Origin of the sequence: Bacillus sp. ISL-41, from assembly GCF_018613235.1 — a bacterium.
In the GTDB taxonomy this organism is placed as follows: Bacteria; Bacillota; Bacilli; order Bacillales; family Cytobacillaceae; genus Mesobacillus.
The window spans coordinates 47,855-65,849 of record NZ_JAGGQP010000027.1 but is presented as its reverse complement, the minus strand read 5'-3'; the positions used below and the strand labels follow the sequence as shown (position 1 = coordinate 65,849).

General features: G+C 45.2%; 20 protein-coding genes. 17 read left to right on the top strand and 3 right to left on the bottom strand.

What is annotated here, in order from left to right:
• Nucleotides 1-22: 22 nt before the first annotated feature.
• The 4 genes from J7I80_RS13150 to J7I80_RS13135 are packed head-to-tail and all read left to right on the top strand — an operon-like array spanning nt 23 to nt 4,195.
• Complete coding sequence (locus tag J7I80_RS13150; RefSeq protein ID WP_214738808.1) at nt 23-886, top strand: CpaE/TadZ family protein; 864 nt, start codon at nt 23-25, stop codon at nt 884-886.
• The gene (locus J7I80_RS13145; RefSeq protein WP_214738807.1) at nt 886-2,316 is read left to right on the top strand and encodes a TadA family conjugal transfer-associated ATPase; all 1,431 of its coding nucleotides are present in this window, start codon (nt 886-888) and stop codon (nt 2,314-2,316) included. Before J7I80_RS13150 ends, J7I80_RS13145 begins: the two co-directional genes overlap by 1 nt.
• On the top strand, nt 2,313-3,272 hold the full coding sequence (locus J7I80_RS13140) for a type II secretion system F family protein (protein WP_214738806.1): 960 nt from the start codon (nt 2,313-2,315) through the stop codon (nt 3,270-3,272). Before J7I80_RS13145 ends, J7I80_RS13140 begins: the two co-directional genes overlap by 4 nt.
• Before the next feature lie 2 nt (nt 3,273-3,274).
• The gene (locus J7I80_RS13135) at nt 3,275-4,195 is read left to right on the top strand and encodes a type II secretion system F family protein (RefSeq protein WP_214738805.1); all 921 of its coding nucleotides are present in this window, start codon (nt 3,275-3,277) and stop codon (nt 4,193-4,195) included.
• A gap of 195 nt (nt 4,196-4,390) precedes the next feature.
• Here J7I80_RS13135 and J7I80_RS13130 read toward each other — a convergent pair whose 3' ends face one another.
• Entirely contained in the window at nt 4,391-5,176 is a 786-nt protein-coding gene (locus J7I80_RS13130) for a hypothetical protein (RefSeq protein ID WP_214738804.1), read from the bottom strand.
• Between J7I80_RS13130 and J7I80_RS13125 the strand changes: the two genes are divergently transcribed.
• The 10 genes from J7I80_RS13125 to cydS all read left to right on the top strand — a co-directional run bounded on the left by J7I80_RS13125 (nt 5,154) and on the right by cydS (nt 14,371).
• Nucleotides 5,154-5,537, top strand: a complete 384-nt coding sequence (locus J7I80_RS13125; RefSeq protein ID WP_214738803.1) for a hypothetical protein — start codon at nt 5,154-5,156, stop codon at nt 5,535-5,537. The genes J7I80_RS13130 and J7I80_RS13125 overlap by 23 nt on opposite strands.
• A gap of 27 nt (nt 5,538-5,564) precedes the next feature.
• Nucleotides 5,565-6,581, top strand: a complete 1,017-nt coding sequence (locus J7I80_RS13120) for a serine/threonine-protein kinase (protein ID WP_214738802.1) — start codon at nt 5,565-5,567, stop codon at nt 6,579-6,581.
• A 44-nt stretch (nt 6,582-6,625) separates the two neighbouring features.
• Nucleotides 6,626-7,732 (top strand): glycosyltransferase family 4 protein, encoded by a 1,107-nt coding sequence (locus tag J7I80_RS13115; RefSeq protein WP_214738801.1) that lies wholly within the window; start codon nt 6,626-6,628, stop codon nt 7,730-7,732.
• The gene (locus tag J7I80_RS13110) at nt 7,725-8,492 is read left to right on the top strand and encodes a HipA family kinase (protein ID WP_214738800.1); all 768 of its coding nucleotides are present in this window, start codon (nt 7,725-7,727) and stop codon (nt 8,490-8,492) included. Before J7I80_RS13115 ends, J7I80_RS13110 begins: the two co-directional genes overlap by 8 nt.
• 119 nt (nt 8,493-8,611) lie before the next feature.
• Nucleotides 8,612-9,508 (top strand): UTP--glucose-1-phosphate uridylyltransferase GalU, encoded by an 897-nt coding sequence (galU, locus tag J7I80_RS13105; protein ID WP_214738799.1) that lies wholly within the window; start codon nt 8,612-8,614, stop codon nt 9,506-9,508.
• Between the two features lies 1 nt (nt 9,509).
• Nucleotides 9,510-10,832, top strand: a complete 1,323-nt coding sequence (locus J7I80_RS13100) for a UDP-glucose dehydrogenase family protein (protein WP_214738916.1) — start codon at nt 9,510-9,512, stop codon at nt 10,830-10,832.
• A 133-nt stretch (nt 10,833-10,965) separates the two neighbouring features.
• Nucleotides 10,966-11,613: a phosphatase PAP2 family protein gene (locus J7I80_RS13095; RefSeq protein ID WP_214738798.1), complete on the top strand. Its 648-nt coding sequence runs from the start codon at nt 10,966-10,968 to the stop codon at nt 11,611-11,613.
• 279 nt (nt 11,614-11,892) lie between these two features.
• Nucleotides 11,893-13,239: a cytochrome ubiquinol oxidase subunit I gene (locus J7I80_RS13090; protein ID WP_214738797.1), complete on the top strand. Its 1,347-nt coding sequence runs from the start codon at nt 11,893-11,895 to the stop codon at nt 13,237-13,239.
• On the top strand, nt 13,236-14,261 hold the full coding sequence (locus tag J7I80_RS13085; protein WP_214738796.1) for a cytochrome d ubiquinol oxidase subunit II: 1,026 nt from the start codon (nt 13,236-13,238) through the stop codon (nt 14,259-14,261). Before J7I80_RS13090 ends, J7I80_RS13085 begins: the two co-directional genes overlap by 4 nt.
• Nucleotides 14,262-14,272: 11 nt before the next feature.
• Complete coding sequence (cydS, locus tag J7I80_RS23740; RefSeq protein WP_396654820.1) at nt 14,273-14,371, top strand: cytochrome bd oxidase small subunit CydS family protein; 99 nt, start codon at nt 14,273-14,275, stop codon at nt 14,369-14,371.
• Between the two features lie 53 nt (nt 14,372-14,424).
• Here the strand turns inward: cydS and J7I80_RS13080 are convergent, their stop codons facing one another.
• Nucleotides 14,425-14,748 carry a BC1872 family protein gene (locus J7I80_RS13080; RefSeq protein WP_214738795.1) on the bottom strand — a complete coding sequence of 108 codons (324 nt, stop codon included), beginning with the start codon at nt 14,746-14,748 and terminating at the stop codon, nt 14,425-14,427.
• A 162-nt stretch (nt 14,749-14,910) separates the two neighbouring features.
• On the opposite strand from J7I80_RS13080, the gene J7I80_RS23520 reads away from it, so the two are divergent.
• Nucleotides 14,911-15,039 carry a hypothetical protein gene (locus J7I80_RS23520; protein WP_285289145.1) on the top strand — a complete coding sequence of 43 codons (129 nt, stop codon included), beginning with the start codon at nt 14,911-14,913 and terminating at the stop codon, nt 15,037-15,039.
• Nucleotides 15,040-15,210: 171 nt separating this feature from the next.
• Here the strand turns inward: J7I80_RS23520 and J7I80_RS13075 are convergent, their stop codons facing one another.
• Nucleotides 15,211-16,203 (bottom strand): LLM class flavin-dependent oxidoreductase, encoded by a 993-nt coding sequence (locus J7I80_RS13075; RefSeq protein ID WP_214738794.1) that lies wholly within the window; start codon nt 16,201-16,203, stop codon nt 15,211-15,213.
• Between the two features lie 683 nt (nt 16,204-16,886).
• Here J7I80_RS13075 and J7I80_RS13070 point away from each other — a divergent pair.
• Together J7I80_RS13070 and J7I80_RS13065 are read left to right on the top strand one after the other, a co-directional pair.
• A complete protein-coding gene (locus J7I80_RS13070; protein ID WP_214738793.1) occupies nt 16,887-17,129 on the top strand; it encodes a hypothetical protein in 243 nt (80 codons plus the stop codon).
• An 85-nt stretch (nt 17,130-17,214) separates the two neighbouring features.
• Nucleotides 17,215-17,952: a C39 family peptidase gene (locus tag J7I80_RS13065; protein WP_214738792.1), complete on the top strand. Its 738-nt coding sequence runs from the start codon at nt 17,215-17,217 to the stop codon at nt 17,950-17,952.
• The last annotated feature ends 43 nt before the right edge of the window (nt 17,953-17,995 follow it).

Below are 17,995 nucleotides of genomic sequence, written 5' to 3'. Positions count from 1 at the left end.
AGAAGATGGAGGGTGACCAATCATGGAAAACACGGATGAACTGCAAATACATGAAAAGAAGCCGGCTAAGATGAAACGTGGCGAGCTTATTGCCGTTTGCAGTGCAAAAGGCGGGATTGGTCGCACGGTCCTCACGGTCAATCTGGCTGGAGCTTTAGTGAAGAAAAATATATCTGTAGCGATATTGGATGGGGATTTTCAATTTGGTGATATCGGGCTAGCCATGGATTTGAAGTCTGCTTTTACCATTAAAGAAGTGATTGAGGGGATGAGCACTCTCGATGAACATTCTATGGAAGGCTATATGTCGAAGCATGAAAGCGGTGTGAAGGTCATGGCGGCTCCGGACCGGCCTGAGTATGCAGATCTTGTCACGAAAGAAGCCGTCGATAAAATCCTCGACTTTATGCTGCTGAATTATGATTATGTGGTCGTTGATACGTCTGTAGGCCTTAATGATCATACAGTCCATATCGCTGAAAAAGCAGACCAAATCATGGTTATGGCCAATCTCGAGATGACAGCGTTGAAAAATACGAAGCTGATGCTCGAGACCTTCGATATCCTCGAACTGAAAAATAAAGTCACACTCGTAGTGAATCGGGCAAACATGGAGAGCGTCATCCAGGCAGCAGATGCGGCAAGGATTCTTGGCTACGAGGATCCTGTATATATCCCGAATGACTTTCAAACATGTTCACAATCACTTAATATTGGAATTCCTTTTGTCATCAACCAGGGCAAGACCGATGTAGCCAAAGCCATTTTTAAAATGGCTGAAAGAATCTCGAGCAGGCGGGAAATTACCTTGTTCAAGGAAGCGAAAGGACCTTCTTTCCTATCAAAATTAATTGGCAGAAAACGCATGAAGGGAGGAACAGCATAATGAGCCTTCTGAACCGCATCCAGGAAAGGACACAGCAAGTCGAAGCAATCGAGAGCCAGCAGGACGAATTTTTTGCCCAGGCTGACTCGCAACCGAAGGTAGATATCCGGTCTGTGTTCAGGGAACCACATAAAAAAGAGGCTGTCAGTCCGGAAGTCAAAAGGAAACAGGATAAACATCAGGAGCTTAAAAACCTCATTCATAAAAAGATTCTTCAGGATTTTAAAGATGCACCTGTAGAAGACATCATTCCTCAACTAGATGGAATGGCGATCGAAATCATGAAAGAGGATGAACAATTCAGGGGCAGCATTGACCGGAAAAAGGTCGTCGATGAACTGAGAAATGATTTGACGGGGTTTGGACCAATCAATCCGCTTTTGATTGATGAAGATGTCAGCGAAGTTATGGTAAATGGACCGGCTCAGGTCTATTGTGAACGAAAAGGGAAGATTGAGCTGACTTCAATCATGTTCAGAGACGAAGAGCATGTCATGAGCATCATCGATAAAATCGTTGCACCTCTTGGCAGGAGAATCGATGAAAGCTCGCCGATGGTAGATGCGCGGCTGCCGGATGGTTCACGTGTCAACGCGATCATTCCTCCGCTGGCATTGAATGGGCCGACAGTTACGATCAGGAAGTTCTCGAAGGACCCCTTTCAAATTGAAGATTTGGTCAACTTCGGGACACTCAGCAATGAAATGGCGATTTTCCTGGAGGCCTGTGTAAAAGCAAGGCTTAATATTTTCGTCTCCGGCGGAACGGGCTCCGGAAAAACGACCACACTCAATGTATTGTCCAACTTTATCCCTCATGATGAGAGGATTATCACAATCGAGGATGCGGCTGAGCTTCAGCTGGGGCAGGACCATGTCGTCTCACTGGAATCAAGGCCGCCCAATATCGAGGGGAAGGGTTCAATCACAATAAGGGATCTTGTGAGGAATTCGCTTCGGATGAGGCCGGATCGGGTCGTAATTGGTGAGGTCCGCGGTGCCGAAGCCCTGGATATGCTTCAGGCTATGAATACCGGACATGATGGTTCTCTGGCAACCGGTCACTCCAATAGCGCAAGGGATATGATTGCCCGTCTGGAAACGATGGTACTGCTTGCAGGTGTTGAGCTTCCGGTAAAAGCAATCCGTGAACAAATCGCCGGTGCGCTTGACGTCATCATTCAGCAATCGCGTTTGAAGGATGGCACCAGGAAAATCACCAGCATTACCGAGGTGCAGGGAATGGAAGGCGATGTCATCGTCCTCCAGGATATTTTTACATATAAGCAACAGGGAGTAAATGAGGATGGAAAAATCATCGGGCATCTTGTTCCTACTGGTGTCCGCCCTAAGTTCTATGAGCGCCTTGAAGCATCAGGCATCCACATTCCAGCAAATGTCTTTATCGAAGGCGAGGAGTGGGGAGCATGATCTATATCCTTTCCGCCCTGTTCATGATGACAGTATTTTTACTGTTCTATTCGATTTTCCATCGGATTTTTCTTTCGGACAAGCGTCTGGAGAAGCGAATTGAAAAATACCTGTCCAGTTCAGGGACGAAGCTTGACCGGAAGCAATATGATTTGATGGTTTACTACCAAATGACAAAGCAAAAGGTCAGGAAAAACATGCTGACCAAGGAGAAGAATTCGAAGCTCGAGACCATGCTCAGAAGGTCAGGGCTTCCACTTAAGCCTGAGGAATATATCCTATTCAAATGGCTGGCAGCAGGAGTCACGGGATTTTTAATGCTCCTTGTTTCCGGAAACATGCTCCTGATGGTTGTCGGCTTTTTCATAGGATTCTTGTTGCCGGGCTGGTATGTAAAAAAGAAAATCAAGGAACGAATCGTGAAATTCAACGAGGGGCTTCCAGACATGATTTCCACGATTGTCGGTTCTTTAAGAGCCGGGTTTAGTTTTCAGCAGGCTTTGAAAACAGTGATAGAAGAAGCGGGTTCACCGATAAAGGAAGAAATGGACAGTGTCATCAAAGAGATGCAATATGGAGCCAGCCTGGAGGATTCCTTGAATGAGCTTAAAGAAAGAATGCCCAGCGAAGATTTGGATTTAATGATCCAGGCAATTTTGATTCAGCGTCAGGTAGGCGGGAATCTCGCGACAGTGCTTGATAAAATTGTCCAGACTATCAGGGAGCGGACGAAAATCCACAGGCAGATATCTTCCCTGACAGCTCAAGGGAGACTATCGGGAATTGTCATTGGTTTGCTCCCGATCATTTTGGCTTTCGTCCTTTATTTAATCGAACCTGAATATATCGGAACGCTTTTCCGTCATCCAATAGGAATTGCATTGACGGTCGCCGGCATTTTCTCCGGCATCATTGGTTTCGTTCTGATTCGCAAAATTACGGCAGTCGAGGTGTAGGGATGCTATATTTTACATTTTTCTTAACGATTTCATTAGCCATCTATGGACTGTACTTAATGCGGGCAGAGAAGGCCACCCACCTGAAAAAGCGTATGTCAACCTTCGTCAGCGGCGTGAAGGAAGAGAATCCGGATATCACTGAAAAAGCCAGCAATGCTTCCCTATTTGAGCGAATCGGAAAGCCATTGATGAATGATTTCAAAAGAAGCTTTAAGCGGAGGATGCCAGGCGAAAAGGAAGCGAAAATCGAGACGAAGCTTCAGCTGGCCGGAAGTCCTTTTGGAATGTCACCTGTTGATTTCAGGCTGCTGCAAATCTCCCTCGTGCTTCTGCTCCCGCTTTTGGCAGGCGGATATGGGGCCCTCCTCCAGGCAGGCTATGCGGGGATATTCCTGTTCCTGATCATAGGTCTCGCAGCCGGCATTTTCCTGCCACACTATTATTTAAGCATCAAGAAAAAGGCAAGGAATAAAAGCGCCTTGAAAGAACTTCCCGATATCCTCGATCTATTGACGGTCAGCCTGGAAGCTGGACTTGGATTTGATTCGGCAGTCAGCAAGGTCGTAGCGAAAAAGAATGGCGTCCTGTCTGCCGAGTTCCATCGGAGCCTTGAAGAGCTGAGACTTGGCCGGACGAGGAGAGAAGCGCTTTCCGGAATCAAAAATAGGATCGAAGTCGAGGAAGTACGAGCTTTCATCAGCAGCATCCTGCAGGCTGAAAAGCTGGGAATAGGTATGGTTCAGGTTCTCCGTGTCCAGTCGAATGAGGTTCGGGAACGACGGAGGCAGCGCGCCGAGGAAGAAGCTATGAAGGCCCCAGTGAAGATGCTGTTTCCTCTTGTCCTGTTTATTTTTCCAAGCTTGTTCATCGTTTTGCTGGGCCCGGCACTGATCCAATTTCTCCAAACCTTTTCAAAATAAGAAAAGCGTAAGCGCCTTGGTAAGCCCCGAAAAGCGCTGGAGGGCCTGACAGTGAAGTCGTCATTTGACTTCATTGACAGGACCGAAGCGTCTCGAGGGGCTAGGCGCTGGAGCTGGACAATTATCTTAATGCCAAAAGTATATATTTTCTTATAAATAAACAAACGGACTGGCTTTTATGACGCCAGTCCATCTTTATTTTTTAGTGATTTTTGAAGGGTTATTGATTTTGTAAGAGACCGAAACATCGAGAAGCATAGATTCATCTTCGACGTCCTTGCCTTTTGGAAGGCTTTTTTTGACGATTTTGCCGTCGAATTCAAGCTGCTGTCCAGGCTCGAGTTCGTGCTTTTTCAGTGTTTTGCTGTGTGAGCCCCATGCCAGGCCAACCTCGATTGGTTCTTCCTGCTCGATCCTGACATTCTCGAACACGACTACTTCGTCATTATCTTCATTGAAATGGTTCCAGCTAAGCGCAAACTGCTTTACCGTCGCTGTAAAATGGACCTTTTCCTCTGGCAGCACTAATTTAGGAGCCTTTTCCTTTTTAGCTTTTTCCCTTTTTACAGGAGTTTTTTCTTTAGCTTCTGTCGCCGCTGGTGCCGCTGCTTTAGGCTTCTCTATCTTCACCTCTGCTGCTTCACTTCCATCTCCGGAAGCTGGAGTGATGATTTCCTTCCCAAAGCCGGAAGATTGCATCTCCTTTAGGTACGCCGGGTGGATACAAGTTAAGGTGCCATCCGGAAATTCAACCACCAGAGTATTAAATTCAGCTGTTTCACCGAAGATTTCATACCCCTTTATCGTAACAAGACAATGCTGGTATCTATCTTTATACCAAAACTCTTTCTTCGTGCTCAAACCCCATTCTTTGACCTTCTCGAGATAATGAGGTTCATCCTCAAATTGTTCGTACATGCCCTTAGGCGGGATATATTGAGTTAAATGCGACTGACTGGTGCCTGCAGTTGAGTTTGCCATCTTTCCACTTCCTTTCAGATTTATTTTACCTCTACAGGACAAAGAAAAAAAGCGCCAGCCATTGGTGGATGACATTGAACCAAAGCCGAACCGAGATATAACCGCCAATCTGGTCATGATGGACAACAAGGGTGGGAACTCAGCAATTTCTGTCCATCAACCAGCTATGACGGACAGAAAAGAAGCAAGCAAAGCAATTATTGTCGGTCATCAGGGTCATGACGGACAGAAAAGATTTAAACAAAGCAATTATTGTCCGTCATCCATCTCCACTAACATCTCTACTTGCACACATTTTGCTTTTACTAGATTCATGCCCTTACGTTTTTGGCCAACCTTGAATTTATTAATTAAGAACTGAAACTTGAGGATAGCAAGGAGGAGCATTGTGGATACGAAGTATTTGAAAAAGTGCATGAAGGAGATCAGGGTTACGAACCTGGAGAATGAGGATGTAGACGTTGTGAATGATTCCCCTCTTGTGATGATCGGAAAGGGCCGCCAGGGGGCTGTTTTTAAATTGAGCGATGATATTTGTGTGAAGGTGTTTGGCAATGAGGAGGACTGTGAGCGAGAGTATTACGCTCTTTCTCTCGGCCAGCAATCAGATCTTTTTCCACGCCTGTATGCGAAGGGAGATTTGTACATTGCCATGGAGATCATCAAAGGGGTGGATGTTAGGGAGTATTTGCAGTCCCAGCCTTTGAGTGAGGAGCTGTCGCTGAAATTAATCCACATGCTGATCACCTTCAAGGAGATTGGCTATGACCGGATTGATCATCATAAAAGGCAAATCTACCTTCAGCCTGATGGCACTCTGAAGGTGATTGATGTTGCCAGGGCCGTTTGGCGTGACAGGGTATATCCTTATCCCAGGAAGCTGATGACTTCACTTGGTGAAAAGAATAAGAAGATCTTTTTGGAGCATGTTCAATCCCTGAAGCCAGAGCTGTATGAGGAATGGAAGTACTATATCGAGATGGAAGACATCTCCCGCGAAATCTATTATCTCTTGCTTGAAGAGGAACCGGATAAGGAAAAGTTACGCGAATTAAGTGACCGTCTGTTAACGACTTCTGATAAAAAGGTCCATCTGCGCCAGCTGGAAAACATGATGCACAAGGTGTTCAAGGAGGAATGGGTGAAGACGATGCTTGCCCGTGGGGAAGACCCTGAAGCGGTCATGGATAAAATCGATGAATACTGGGAGGGAAGAGAAATGGGATTGGAACCTAAAAAGGCCAGAAAGCTTAAAGGCAAAAACAAGAAGCAGCGACAAATCGATTTATCATCATTTTTTAATAAAAATGCTGAAAAAACGAACAGCCTTGCTGGAGACCCATCGTGGGATAAAATCATGAAGAGCCTGGATAAGAAAAAGAAGAAAAAGAAACGGAAAAAGTAAATAAGTCCAGGAGGATGCCCAATCCATAGAGAGGAGATTGCAAAATGAAAGTACTAGTAATCTGGCGGCTGCTGACTGTTGGCGGAGTGAACGCCGGGTGGAGGAATCGTTCCATCTATTTTAAAAAGCATGGAATTGATACCGAGTTTTTGTATACGACCGATCATGGCGGGCTTCATATCATGGAGGATATTGCTCCAGTCTACCTGACGAAAGATGAAAACGAAATAGTAGGGATCATCAAAGCCAATAATTTTGATGCGATTATCGTTATCGATACGAAGGATGCCTATAAATGGATCCGGAAAGCGAACTATACAGGCCCGGTGATTATAGAGGCCCGTACCCCAGAAATTATCAAGCTTCAGCCTCATTTAAGAACTTTCAGGGGAATTGAACCTGAAACCATCATTGTCCCTTCCAATTATCAAAAGCGAGTCGTTTCCATATTAACTGAAACTGAGCCAGTCCAGGTGATTTATAACGGAGTGGATACATCTTTCTTCCGCCCTTTGAGGGAAAGGGAAATCGATTATCATCAAGCCCCGGTGCTGCCGGAAGAAAAGAAAATCATCGGTTGGATTGGCCGAGTCGATAAACGGAAAAACTGGCCGATGCTTCTGGAAATAGCCAAAAGAATCAAAGCTGAACGAAAGGATATTGAAATTTGGCTGATCGGCGGTGCGCAAAGCGTCCAACGGGAACAGTTCGCAGCCAAATGGCAGGAGGAAAACCTGACAGATATCCTTAAATGGCACCCTGTCATTCCTTATCAGCAAATGCCTCACGTCTATGCGAAAATCCGTAAATCCGGGGGCTGCACGCTGGCGACGACCAAGTCTGAATCCTTCGGCAATACCTTTATTGAATCAATGGCATGCGGTGTACCTGTAGTGGCGTCGAACATGATGCCTGTAACAGAGCTGGTGCTCCAGGAGAAAACCGGCATGCTCTACTACGGACAAAATGTCGAGGATGCCGTCCAAAAGCTGTACTCCATCATTGACTCCCCTGATTGGCAGCAGCAAATGTCCAAAGCAGCTATCCAGCATGTCGAGCAGCATTTTGCCATTGAAGTCGTTGCGGACCAGTATATCGATCTATTGTACGAAATCATCCATGGAAATGCAGAGGAGGAGAGCCATGATTAAACCTGTTGCCTACCGAAGGAAATTAGAAGGGAAATCGAATGCCCATCTCATCGCTTTCGATGATGGCAGAGATTATGTCGTGAAATTTTTCCAGCCTGGTTTTGGGAAAACCTTGCCAAATGAATGGGTGGCCTATTGCCTCGCAAGATACCTCGGTTTGCCTGTTCCTTTTGCCACGCTGGTCGAAATTCCCGAGGAATTTGCTGCAATGATTCCTGATTACGTTCAATTTACTCCTGCGCAGTTTCAATTTGCCTCTCTGTATGTGCCGAACTGCCTTGACGGCCACCAAGTAACAGATGTCTCCGGGATTGTGAATGCAGAGACGCTGGCGGGAATCATCCTGCTTGATTATTGGCTTGGCAACAGGGATCGGACTCGCAAAAATATTCTATTACAGGAAGATACAAAGGATGTTTATCATTTATGGATCATTGACCACGCCGAGATTCTCGGGTCTTATAATTGGGAGATTCAAAGCATCGGAAATTTGCCGACAGGGTTGAGGAAGAGCTCAGCTCAGCGAATGATGGCAGCTTTTATTGAAAAAGAAGAGGCATTCACTGAATACCTCGAGTTAATCCAGACGATCCCGATTTTTTTAATAGAGGAAATTGTTTCTACCATCCCTGACGATTGGATGATGACTAAAGAAGAGAAAAAGGCGATGGTGACTGTGCTGTTGAAAAGGCGCAAGAAGATCCTTCCGAAGCTGCTGCCCCGTTTTATTAAAAAAGTTTTCAGGCCTCTTCATGAATAGACAGAAATCTAGCTAACTCATGCGTTAATAGTCTATTTTCGAATTGGTAGGCCTTTAACGTGCCGGGAGCTTGGCCTTTTGAATATACAAGACTATGGAATTCAAAAGGGAGGCAGCATATGAAAATCCGCAAAGCGATTATCCCGGCAGCCGGGCTCGGGACACGATTTTTACCGGCAACAAAAGCGCAGCCAAAGGAAATGCTGCCGATCGTTGATAAGCCGACAATCCAATATATTGTAGAGGAAGCAGTAGCCTCGGGGATTGAGGAAATCATTATCATCATCGGCAGGGGAAAGAGATCGATAGAGGATCATTTCGATAAATCCTATGAGCTGGAAGATGCGTTACTAAGAAAGAATAAGCTTGCTATTTTAGAAGAAGTCCAAAATATATCAAGCCTGGCAAAGATCTATTATGTCAGGCAAAAGGAAGCACTTGGCCTGGGGCACGCTATCCTCTGCGCCAGGAGTTTCATCGGCAATGAACCTTTTGCTGTTTTGCTTGGCGATGACATAGTAAAGTCAGAGGTCCCATGCTTAAAGCAAATCATCAACGTATTTGAATACTGCAATAGCTCTGTCATTGCTATTCAAAGCGTACCAGATACCGATGTAAGTAAGTATGGAATCGTAAAGCCAAAGGGAGCGAACCTGGAACCGAACTTATTCTATATCGATTCTCTGGTAGAAAAGCCGTCAAAAGATAAGGCTCCTTCCAATTATGCGATTATGGGACGCTATGTATTGAGGCCGGAAATTTTTGAAGTCCTGGCACAGCTTCCCACCGGCCACGGCGGAGAAATACAATTGACCGATGCCATTAATGAGCTGAATAGGCGGCAGGCAGTATTGGCCTACAACTTTGAGGGCAAGCGATATGATATCGGGGATAAAATCGGTTTTATAAAGGCAACGATGGATTTTGCTCTGGAAAGAGAAGATACCAGGGATGATGTCATTCAGTATTTAAATGACGTGTACGAGATGACGGGCATGAAGAGAGAGTGTGACTGACATGAAGGTCGCTGTACTTGGAACAGGCTATGTAGGGTTATCCACCGGAGTCTGCCTCGCTGAAATCGGCCACGAAGTCGTTTGCATAGACGTTGATGAAAGGAAAATAGACCTCCTGAAAGAAGGGAAGTCCCCGATTTATGAACCAGGACTTGAAGAGCTTCTGGTCAAAAATTCCTCCGAAGGAAGACTGGCCTTCACTGCTTCCCATCAGCATGGATTAAGGGAAGCGGAAGTCATCATCATTGCTGTCGGTACACCCCAGAGTGATGACGGGCAGGCGGACTTGAGCTTTCTTGAGCAAGCGGCAAAGGATCTCGCCCAGCATATCGTCCGGGATTGTATTATCGTGGTTAAAAGTACGGTGCCAGTGGGCACGAATGAATATTTGAAACAACTGTTACTAGGGCAGTTGAAAAATAACATTGAGATCAAGATGGTCTCCAACCCTGAGTTCCTGCGGCAGGGATCAGCCATCCAGGATACCTTGAAAGCGGACAGGATTATCATAGGCTCTGACGATGAGGGAGCCTCTGAAAAAATCGAGGAGATGTACCGGCCGCTGAATGTGCCATTTTTATTGACGGATGTGAGAAGCGCTGAAATGATTAAATACGCTTCCAATGCTTTTTTGGCAACGAAGATCAGCTTTATCAATGGAATTGCCAATTTGTGCGAAGCTGTCGGAGCAGACGTGGAAGATGTTGCGAGAGGAATGGGCTTTGACAAACGGATTGGATCAGCCTTTTTAAAGGCCGGAATAGGGTACGGCGGATCCTGTTTTCCAAAGGATGTAAAAGCGCTGCTTCATACATCCAGGGAGCTGGGGATTCCGTTTACATTATTGGAAGAGACGATTGCTATCAATGACCAGCAGCAAAAGCTGCTTGTTGATAAGGCGATGAAACGTTTAGGAGAGCTAAAGGGAAAGAAAATCGCCATGCTCGGCCTTTCATTCAAGCCGGAAACGGATGACATGAGGGAAGCACCATCGATCAAAATTGCACAGGCCTTAACCGCATCTGGAGCTGAGGTTGCAGCCTGCGATCCAGTTGCAGCAAACAATGCAAGGAAAGTCATCGGCGATGCCATCACATATATGGACTCAGCAATGGAGGCTGCAAAAGGTGCAGATGCGCTGTTCATCGTCACAGAGTGGAAGGAGTTCAGGCAGCTAGAACTCGAAGCATTAGTGGCTGTCATGAAGCAGCCAATCATCTTTGACGGCAGGAACTGTCTGGATGAAACTGCCCTTAAGGCATGCGGAACAATTGAATATTATCCAGTCGGGAGGCCGGCGGTTATTTTAAAAGGGAATGAGTGAACTCATCCCTTTTTTTGTTTGGCTTGTGAATGTTGCTAACTTGCTAATGAGGTAATCATCCAAAAGTCTTTTTAAAATAACGGATTTGGGAATAGTAAGGAGGATTTAGAATTCATGGGAGGGAACAAGGTTCATGAAGTTCAATCTTCAGCTATTAATCGCCTTTTTTGGTTCGTTATTCTGCTTTATCATTATGTCTTATCTGGTACAGGCTGAACATCTAGTTGTATTCGATCAGCTTGTCATTGATGCTGTGCAGGGGCTCGAAGCAGACGGTCTGACTGTGGCGATGAAATTCTTTACCTATATTGGCTCTTTAAAATTCATCGTAATCTTGACGATTCCCATTTTTCTATTCCTTTTTTATGTGTTAAGACACAGGCTGGAAATCCTTGTTTTTCTGTCTGTAGTTTATATTACACCGATTCTGAACAGGTTGCTGAAACTGTATTTTCATCGAGAACGACCGGATTTCCACAGGCTGATTGAAATAGGGGGATACAGTTTTCCGAGCGGCCATGCGATGAATGCTTTTTCGTTTTACAGCATCCTTGCTTTTCTGCTCTGGCGCCACGTTCCAACCCGGATGGGGAGAGTCACTGTCATCATCCTCAGCACTTTTATGATCTTGGCGATTGGGTTGAGCAGGGTTTATCTAGGTGTCCATTATCCAAGCGATATCATAGGCGGTTTTCTTGCCAGCGGTCTGTGGGTGGCAGCTGTTATTTGGTTTTTCCAAAGATATAAAGAAAAGCTTGAAATACCTAAACGTTCACACTGACAATATACTGTTTTTTTTCGTTTTAACAGGCCGGAGAACGGGAATGAAATGAAAGACGCCAAAATGGATTACATAACATATTTCTCTCACATTTATACTGTATAAAAGATTAGGTCAAAGGCTGCGTAAAAATGTGATTTAGTGAACAAACTCCAGAGGTGACTTTATGTATAAAAAACAAGAAAGAATGCTTATGTGGCTTGCTTTTATTGTAGCGGCAATCATGGGATTGTCTTTTATCGGCCGAATTTTTGCTGGATAGAAAAGGGGTATTGAAAAATGGGGAATGAAGAATCAGTTTTTTTCAGCCGTGTGTTGACGGAGCTTACATTATCCTTCCATATTATTTATGCCACCATCGGGGTGGGAATACCGCTGATGATTATGATCGCTCAGTGGCTGGGAATCAAAAAACAAGATGAGCATTATATCCTGCTGGCAAGGAGATGGACGCGCGGCTTTGTCATCACTGTTGCGGTCGGAGTTGTGACCGGGACGGCGATTGGCTTGCAGCTGAGCTTGCTGTGGCCCAATTTTATGGAACTGGCGGGCAATGTCATCGCTCTGCCGCTGTTCATGGAGACATTCGCGTTTTTCTTTGAAGCAATTTTCCTGGGAATTTACTTATATACATGGGACCGGTTTGAAAACCAGAAGAAACATTTGCTGCTGCTGATCCCAGTTGCGGTTGGGGCTTCTTTTTCAGCCGTGTTCATCACGATTGTTAATGCATTCATGAATGCGCCGCAAGGCTTTGACCTTGTGAACGGCCAGCTGGTCAATATCAACCCGGTTCTGGCGATGTTTAATCCGGCGATGCCGACAAAGGTCGCCCATGTGCTGGCGACAGCTTATATGACATCAGCATTTGTACTCGCGTCGATTGGCGCATTCCGGCTTTTAAAAGGATCCGATCATGTCTACCATAAAAAAGCATTATTTTTAACGATGAAAATTGGCCTTATCTTTTCGATTGCCGCTGCGGTCATCGGCGATTTCTCGGGTAAATACCTCGCAGAATACCAGCCAGAAAAGTTGGCAGCAGCAGAGTGGCACTTTGAGACGCATGAGGGGGCACCGTTGATGTTGTATGGTGTTCTTGATGACGGCGAAGTAAAATATGCGCTTGAAATTCCTTATGCACTGAGTATCTTGGCTCATAGCGACCCTAACGCTGAAGTGATTGGCCTGAATGAATTCCCTGAAGACGAGATCCCGCCATTGTACATCCATTATCTGTTTGATGGAATGGTGACAATTGGGATGTGGATGATGGCCCTTTCGCTTGTCTATGTTGTGGGCGTGTGGATGAAATGGAGTTTTATCAGGACAAGATGGTACCGCTGGCTGATTGTCTTCGGCGGACCGTTATCGATGGTGGCGATTGAACTCGGCTGGTGGTTCGCCGAAGTTGGAAGGCAGCCATGGATCCTCCGAGGAATCATGAAAGTTGAGGATGCGGCAACGACAAGCGGACAGGTCGATTTGATGCTGCTTCTGTTTGCTGGTTTATACTTGATCCTGGCAGTTGGCAGCACCGTAGTATTAACAAGAATGTTTCGGAAAAATACAGTTGAACAGGAACTGGCAGACAGGGAACTGGAGAAGGAAGGTGAGTTTCGATGACGCTTGAGATAGTAGGGATTTCAGTTCTTTGGCTCTTTCTATTTGGTTATGTCATCGTCGCTTCCATCGATTTCGGTGCAGGTTTTTTCAATGCATACAGCCTATTCAGAGGAAAGCAGCATATCCTCACAGGAATCATCCAGCGATACTTATCGCCTGTCTGGGAGGTCACCAATGTATTTCTTGTGTTTTTCTTCGTAGGAATTGTCGGCTTCTTTCCTAAAACGGCTTATTATTATGGAACTATCCTGCTGGTACCGGCCAGCATTGGAGTTGTTTTGCTCGCGATTCGCGGAGCATATTATGCGTTCACGACTTACGGCGGATTGAAGCATAAGAGATACACGTATTTATATGGACTCACTGGCTTGTTCATCCCTGCCTCACTATCGATCGTGCTGACGATTTCAGAGGGAGGCTTTGTGGAGGAGACGGCTTCGGGGATCGCGTTGGACTACTGGGCTCTTTTCACCAGTCCATTGACATGGAGCATTGTTGTCCTGAGTCTGACTGCAGTTCTTTATATCTCAGCCATTTTTTTAACTTGGTATGCGAATAAGGCACAGGATGAACCGGCTACGGAACTGCTAAGGAAGTATGCCTTGATTTGGTCTGTGCCGGCAATCGTTACGGCAACAGGCATCATCGTGGAACTTAGGGGCCATAACCCTGAGCATTACAGCAGACTGGTTGATTTATGGTGGCTGTTTGCCATCTCCTTCATCCTGTTTGTGGGAACCGTGTACCTGATTGGAAAACGCAAGGCATATGGCGTGGCGTTCGGACTTTTGACCGGCCAATTCTTTATCGCCTTTTTTGCCTATGGTATTTCGCACTACCCGTATCTGCTATATCCGTTTCTCAGCATATACGACAGCTTTACAAATGAAGCGATGGCCATTGCACTTATCATTGCGTTCATTGCAGGGCTTGGGCTGCTTCTGCCATCACTGTACCTGCTTCTGAGGTTGTTTTTATTTAATAAGGACTATGTTCAGGGGAAGAGGAACGACCACGCATAGGGGGTTTGAAAATGGCTGAATTCACGATGTTTTACGCTCCTTTCATTGTCATCATCGCATCGATTGCCGCGTCATTCTGGCTGGCAGGGAAGGATGAAAAGGTGGAATAAATTCAAAAGAGCTGTCATCCTTGTTGTCCGGATGACAGCTCTTTTTGTTAGTATTACGAAAGCTTGCGCCACAAAGATGAACTAGAGACGACTGAGTCATTTTCAATGATCGCATAGGCAGCATTTGTGATTGCTTCAGGCAAATTTTCCCCCGTACCTTTGAACTGGTTAAAAGCGGCCTCTGAAACTCCATTGGATGAGAATCTGTAGCCCAATTTCTCCAACCTCTCGACAACCAGCATCGCATGGACAAGGTTCTGTTCCGGCTGGAATTCAGAGTCATTGATGAAAACGCCTTTTTCATAATCAAACCAGCGATCCCATCTGTTAAGCTTCCAACCCAAAATCCTGCGTGCAATTGCATCCGTTTTAGTCATCCATTCTACCTCTCTTTTCATAAATTTACCGTCTATTGTTATATAACAGATATTTTAATATAAATTATATTACATAACAGAATGAATGTGCAATGATTAAAGATTTAATTACTGAAATTTTATTTTGAAAAATGGAGCATCTTAAATCTGGGGGTGACAAATATGAGGGAAAAAGAAATCAGCCAGCCTAATGTAAGACTTGGCGGGAAAATCGCTAAGGAAAAAGGCCGCACGAACGGTCAGTTAGGTAATGACCGGGACATCAACTCCGGTAAAAGCCGCAATAAATAAGAAAGAGGGATAGCCATGACAAATCGTAACGATAACCGCGAACGTAAAAACAAATACCCTAACAATAAAGAACGGAATATCTCCAAAGATGTTAATATCCGAAGCGAAATGACCAAAAAAGATTTAAAGGAATAGTAGGAGGGGGACTTTCCCCCTTCCAGCAAGGACAAATTAAAGAAGGAAGTCAGCCAACAAAGTGTATGTCTTCACCTTATCCTCAAAGCTAAACAGATTGTTAATGATCATAAATTCATCCGTTCTGTAAACCTCGCCAAGCCTTAAAAGTCCATCTCTAACTTTTTCTGGTGTACCAATGATCATCCGTTTTCGATTTTCCTTGATCCTGGAGCGATCGCTAGAAGTAAGTGGAGCATGCCTTGCCTCTTCCAACGATGGGATTCTTGTGTCCAATCCCTTTTCAACTCGCAAAAGCCATAAATCCTGGCTTAAAGCTAATTCTTCAGCTCTATCCTGTGTTTCCGCGCAAATAACAAATACACAAACATTTGCTTTAGGCGTTTTAAGTAATGCTGAGGGTTGAAATTCCCGGTAATATTGTTCCAGCGCCCGTTTGCCATTAACTGGTGTAATGAAATGGCCGTATGTAAAAGCAGTTCCAAGTTCTGCAGCAAGTCTCGCACCTCGGTGAGTGATTCCTAATATCCATAATTCAGGAGATCCAGATCCCTCAGGGTATGCTTTTACCTGATGATATGGGTGTTCCCCGGGTAGATCATTTCTTAAAAATCCTTGGAGGTCTTCAACCTGTCTCGGAAATTCGTTTAAGCTTTTCCTCATCCCATCCGTCAATGCAAGCCTTGTCGTGGCTGATCCGCCCGGAGAGCGGCCTATTCCAGCATCGATGCGGTTAGGGAACAAAGTCTCCAGAACTTTGAAGTTTTCCGCGATTTTGTAGGGGCTGTATTGCGGGAGCAAAACACCGCCGGAACCTACCCTGATTTTCTTCGTTCTGGAAGCTATATGGGAGATCAATACTTCTGGCGAAGAACCAGCGATGCCATTGGTATTATGATGTTCAGCCACCCAGAACCTGGTGTAACCAAGTTCTTCAGCCATCTGTGCCAACTCAACCGTCTTTGTTAACGCCTGGGCAGCTGAATCCCCCTTGCTGATGACGGACTGGTCAAGAACACTTAATTTCATTTTAACACCCCGCTATATGATTGCTTCTTCCACTATGGAAACAAATTGTGAAAAGAGCAGGCCTACATTTTTATTGACCACTTATTATCAAATGAACATAAGAGCCCTTCTAACGGACAGAAATTGAGAAAAGCTCGATGGATTTGTCCGATAGAGTCCTTCTAATGGACACAAATCGAGAAAAGCTCGATGGATTTGTCCGATAGAGCCCTTCTAATGGACACAAATTGAGAAAAGTATGATGGATTTGTCCGATAGAGCCCTTCTAACGGACAGAAATCGAGAAAAGCTCGATGGATTTGTCCGATAGAGCCCTTCTAACGGACACAAATCGAGAAAAGTCCTTTCGATTTGTCCGATAGAGCCCTTCTAACGAACACAAATCGAGAAAAGTCCTTTCGATTTGTCCGATAGAGCCCTTCTAATGGACACAAATCGAGAAAAGCTCGATGGATTTCTCCGATAGAGCCTTTTAACAGTATTCCCCGGTCGTGTACATACAAACTAGCACCAGGATAGCCGCCGTGGCTTCGATCCTTTTAGCAGTATTAGTTCAAATCCCTTATCAAAATTAAAAATCTCCGAACAAACCATATATTACCTTCCCTATTCTCTCTGTCCATGTTTATCTGCCTCCATTTGGGCTAAATGTAAAATAAGACAGAAAAGGAAGGAGTGGCAACATGAAGAAAAGAAATCTACTGCTTTCATTCACGTTTGGGACAGGCCTACTGCTTGCCGGCTGCGGAGCCACAGAAGAGCCGCCCCCAGAAGAAGATCCGGTGATGGAACAGGATGAACAAGCTCCTCCGGCACCAGATGGAACCCACGAATTGCCTGATGAACCTGAAGAAGGTACAACCGAAAATGATGAAGAGTTAACCGAAGAGGAACAGGAAACAATCGAGGAATCGGTTGAAGAATAATGTATGACGAAAAACCTTAGAACCGTCTTGGTACTAAGGTTTTTTCATTAGAAAATCCTACATTTATCAAAAGGAGCGAAAAAGGTTGAGAAAAGCTATTTTACCGTTGATCATCCTGCTTGCGGGGTGTACGGGCGCTGATAGTCCTCCTCCAGAGTCAGGTCCGGCCCCTGATAAGCAGCAACAAACTGAGACGGAGAACTCAAATAAAAAAAATAACTCAGAACAAGACAGTGAGACAAAGGTGGAACTTGACGCTCCCCATATATCGCAATTGCCTGAATTAGAAAGAGGCTGCGAGGTCACAACCCTTGCTATGATCTTACAGCATGCGGGCAAGGATGTTGGCAAGATGGAGTTGTCAAAGGAAATTGCACGTGTTCCATTTGAAAAAGGCGGTATGAGGGGGCATCCGGGTGAGGGATTTGTCGGCAATATGAAGACATTGGACAAGCCGGGGCTAGGTGTCTATCATGGTCCCGTTGCGGAACTGGGAGAAGCTTACCTTCCCGGAAAAATATTAGACCTGACGGGAGAAGGATTTAACGAAGTGGAGAAGCATGTAAAAGATGGCCGTCCAGTATGGGTGCTGGTACCAAGTACCTTTGCCGTCGTACCAGACAAGCACTGGGAAACATGGAATACGAAAAAAGGCAAAGAAAAGATTACGTACAAATGGCATTCAGTCCTGGTCACAGGCTTTGACGATAAAAACGTTTATGTCAACGATCCGCTAGGCGGCAAAAATGATAAGCTCTCAAAAGAAGAGTTCGTTGCAGGATGGGAACAGTTTGGAAAACAGGCAATCACTTACAAACCATAAAATGAAAAATGCTGCTTCTTCCGAAATGAAGGAGCAGCATTTC

Excerpts from the sequence above, each read along its gene's own strand:
- J7I80_RS13150 (WP_214738808.1), top strand. The coding sequence starts at position 23 with ATGGAAAACACGGATGAACTGCAAATACATGAAAAGAAGCCGGCTAAG.
- J7I80_RS13145 (WP_214738807.1), top strand. The coding sequence starts at position 886 with ATGAGCCTTCTGAACCGCATCCAGGAAAGGACACAGCAAGTCGAAGCA.
- J7I80_RS13140 (WP_214738806.1), top strand. The coding sequence starts at position 2,313 with ATGATCTATATCCTTTCCGCCCTGTTCATGATGACAGTATTTTTACTG.
- J7I80_RS13135 (WP_214738805.1), top strand. The coding sequence starts at position 3,275 with ATGCTATATTTTACATTTTTCTTAACGATTTCATTAGCCATCTATGGA.
- J7I80_RS13130 (WP_214738804.1), bottom strand. The coding sequence starts at position 5,176 with ATGGCAAACTCAACTGCAGGCACCAGTCAGTCGCATTTAACTCAATAT.
- J7I80_RS13115 (WP_214738801.1), top strand. The coding sequence starts at position 6,626 with ATGAAAGTACTAGTAATCTGGCGGCTGCTGACTGTTGGCGGAGTGAAC.
- J7I80_RS13110 (WP_214738800.1), top strand. The coding sequence starts at position 7,725 with ATGATTAAACCTGTTGCCTACCGAAGGAAATTAGAAGGGAAATCGAAT.
- galU (WP_214738799.1), top strand. The coding sequence starts at position 8,612 with ATGAAAATCCGCAAAGCGATTATCCCGGCAGCCGGGCTCGGGACACGA.
- J7I80_RS13100 (WP_214738916.1), top strand. The coding sequence starts at position 9,510 with ATGAAGGTCGCTGTACTTGGAACAGGCTATGTAGGGTTATCCACCGGA.
- J7I80_RS13095 (WP_214738798.1), top strand. The coding sequence starts at position 10,966 with ATGAAGTTCAATCTTCAGCTATTAATCGCCTTTTTTGGTTCGTTATTC.
- J7I80_RS13090 (WP_214738797.1), top strand. The coding sequence starts at position 11,893 with ATGGGGAATGAAGAATCAGTTTTTTTCAGCCGTGTGTTGACGGAGCTT.
- J7I80_RS13085 (WP_214738796.1), top strand. The coding sequence starts at position 13,236 with ATGACGCTTGAGATAGTAGGGATTTCAGTTCTTTGGCTCTTTCTATTT.
- cydS (WP_396654820.1), top strand. The coding sequence starts at position 14,273 with ATGGCTGAATTCACGATGTTTTACGCTCCTTTCATTGTCATCATCGCA.
- J7I80_RS13080 (WP_214738795.1), bottom strand. The coding sequence starts at position 14,748 with ATGACTAAAACGGATGCAATTGCACGCAGGATTTTGGGTTGGAAGCTT.
- J7I80_RS23520 (WP_285289145.1), top strand. The coding sequence starts at position 14,911 with ATGAGGGAAAAAGAAATCAGCCAGCCTAATGTAAGACTTGGCGGGAAA.
- J7I80_RS13075 (WP_214738794.1), bottom strand. The coding sequence starts at position 16,203 with ATGAAATTAAGTGTTCTTGACCAGTCCGTCATCAGCAAGGGGGATTCA.
- J7I80_RS13070 (WP_214738793.1), top strand. The coding sequence starts at position 16,887 with ATGAAGAAAAGAAATCTACTGCTTTCATTCACGTTTGGGACAGGCCTA.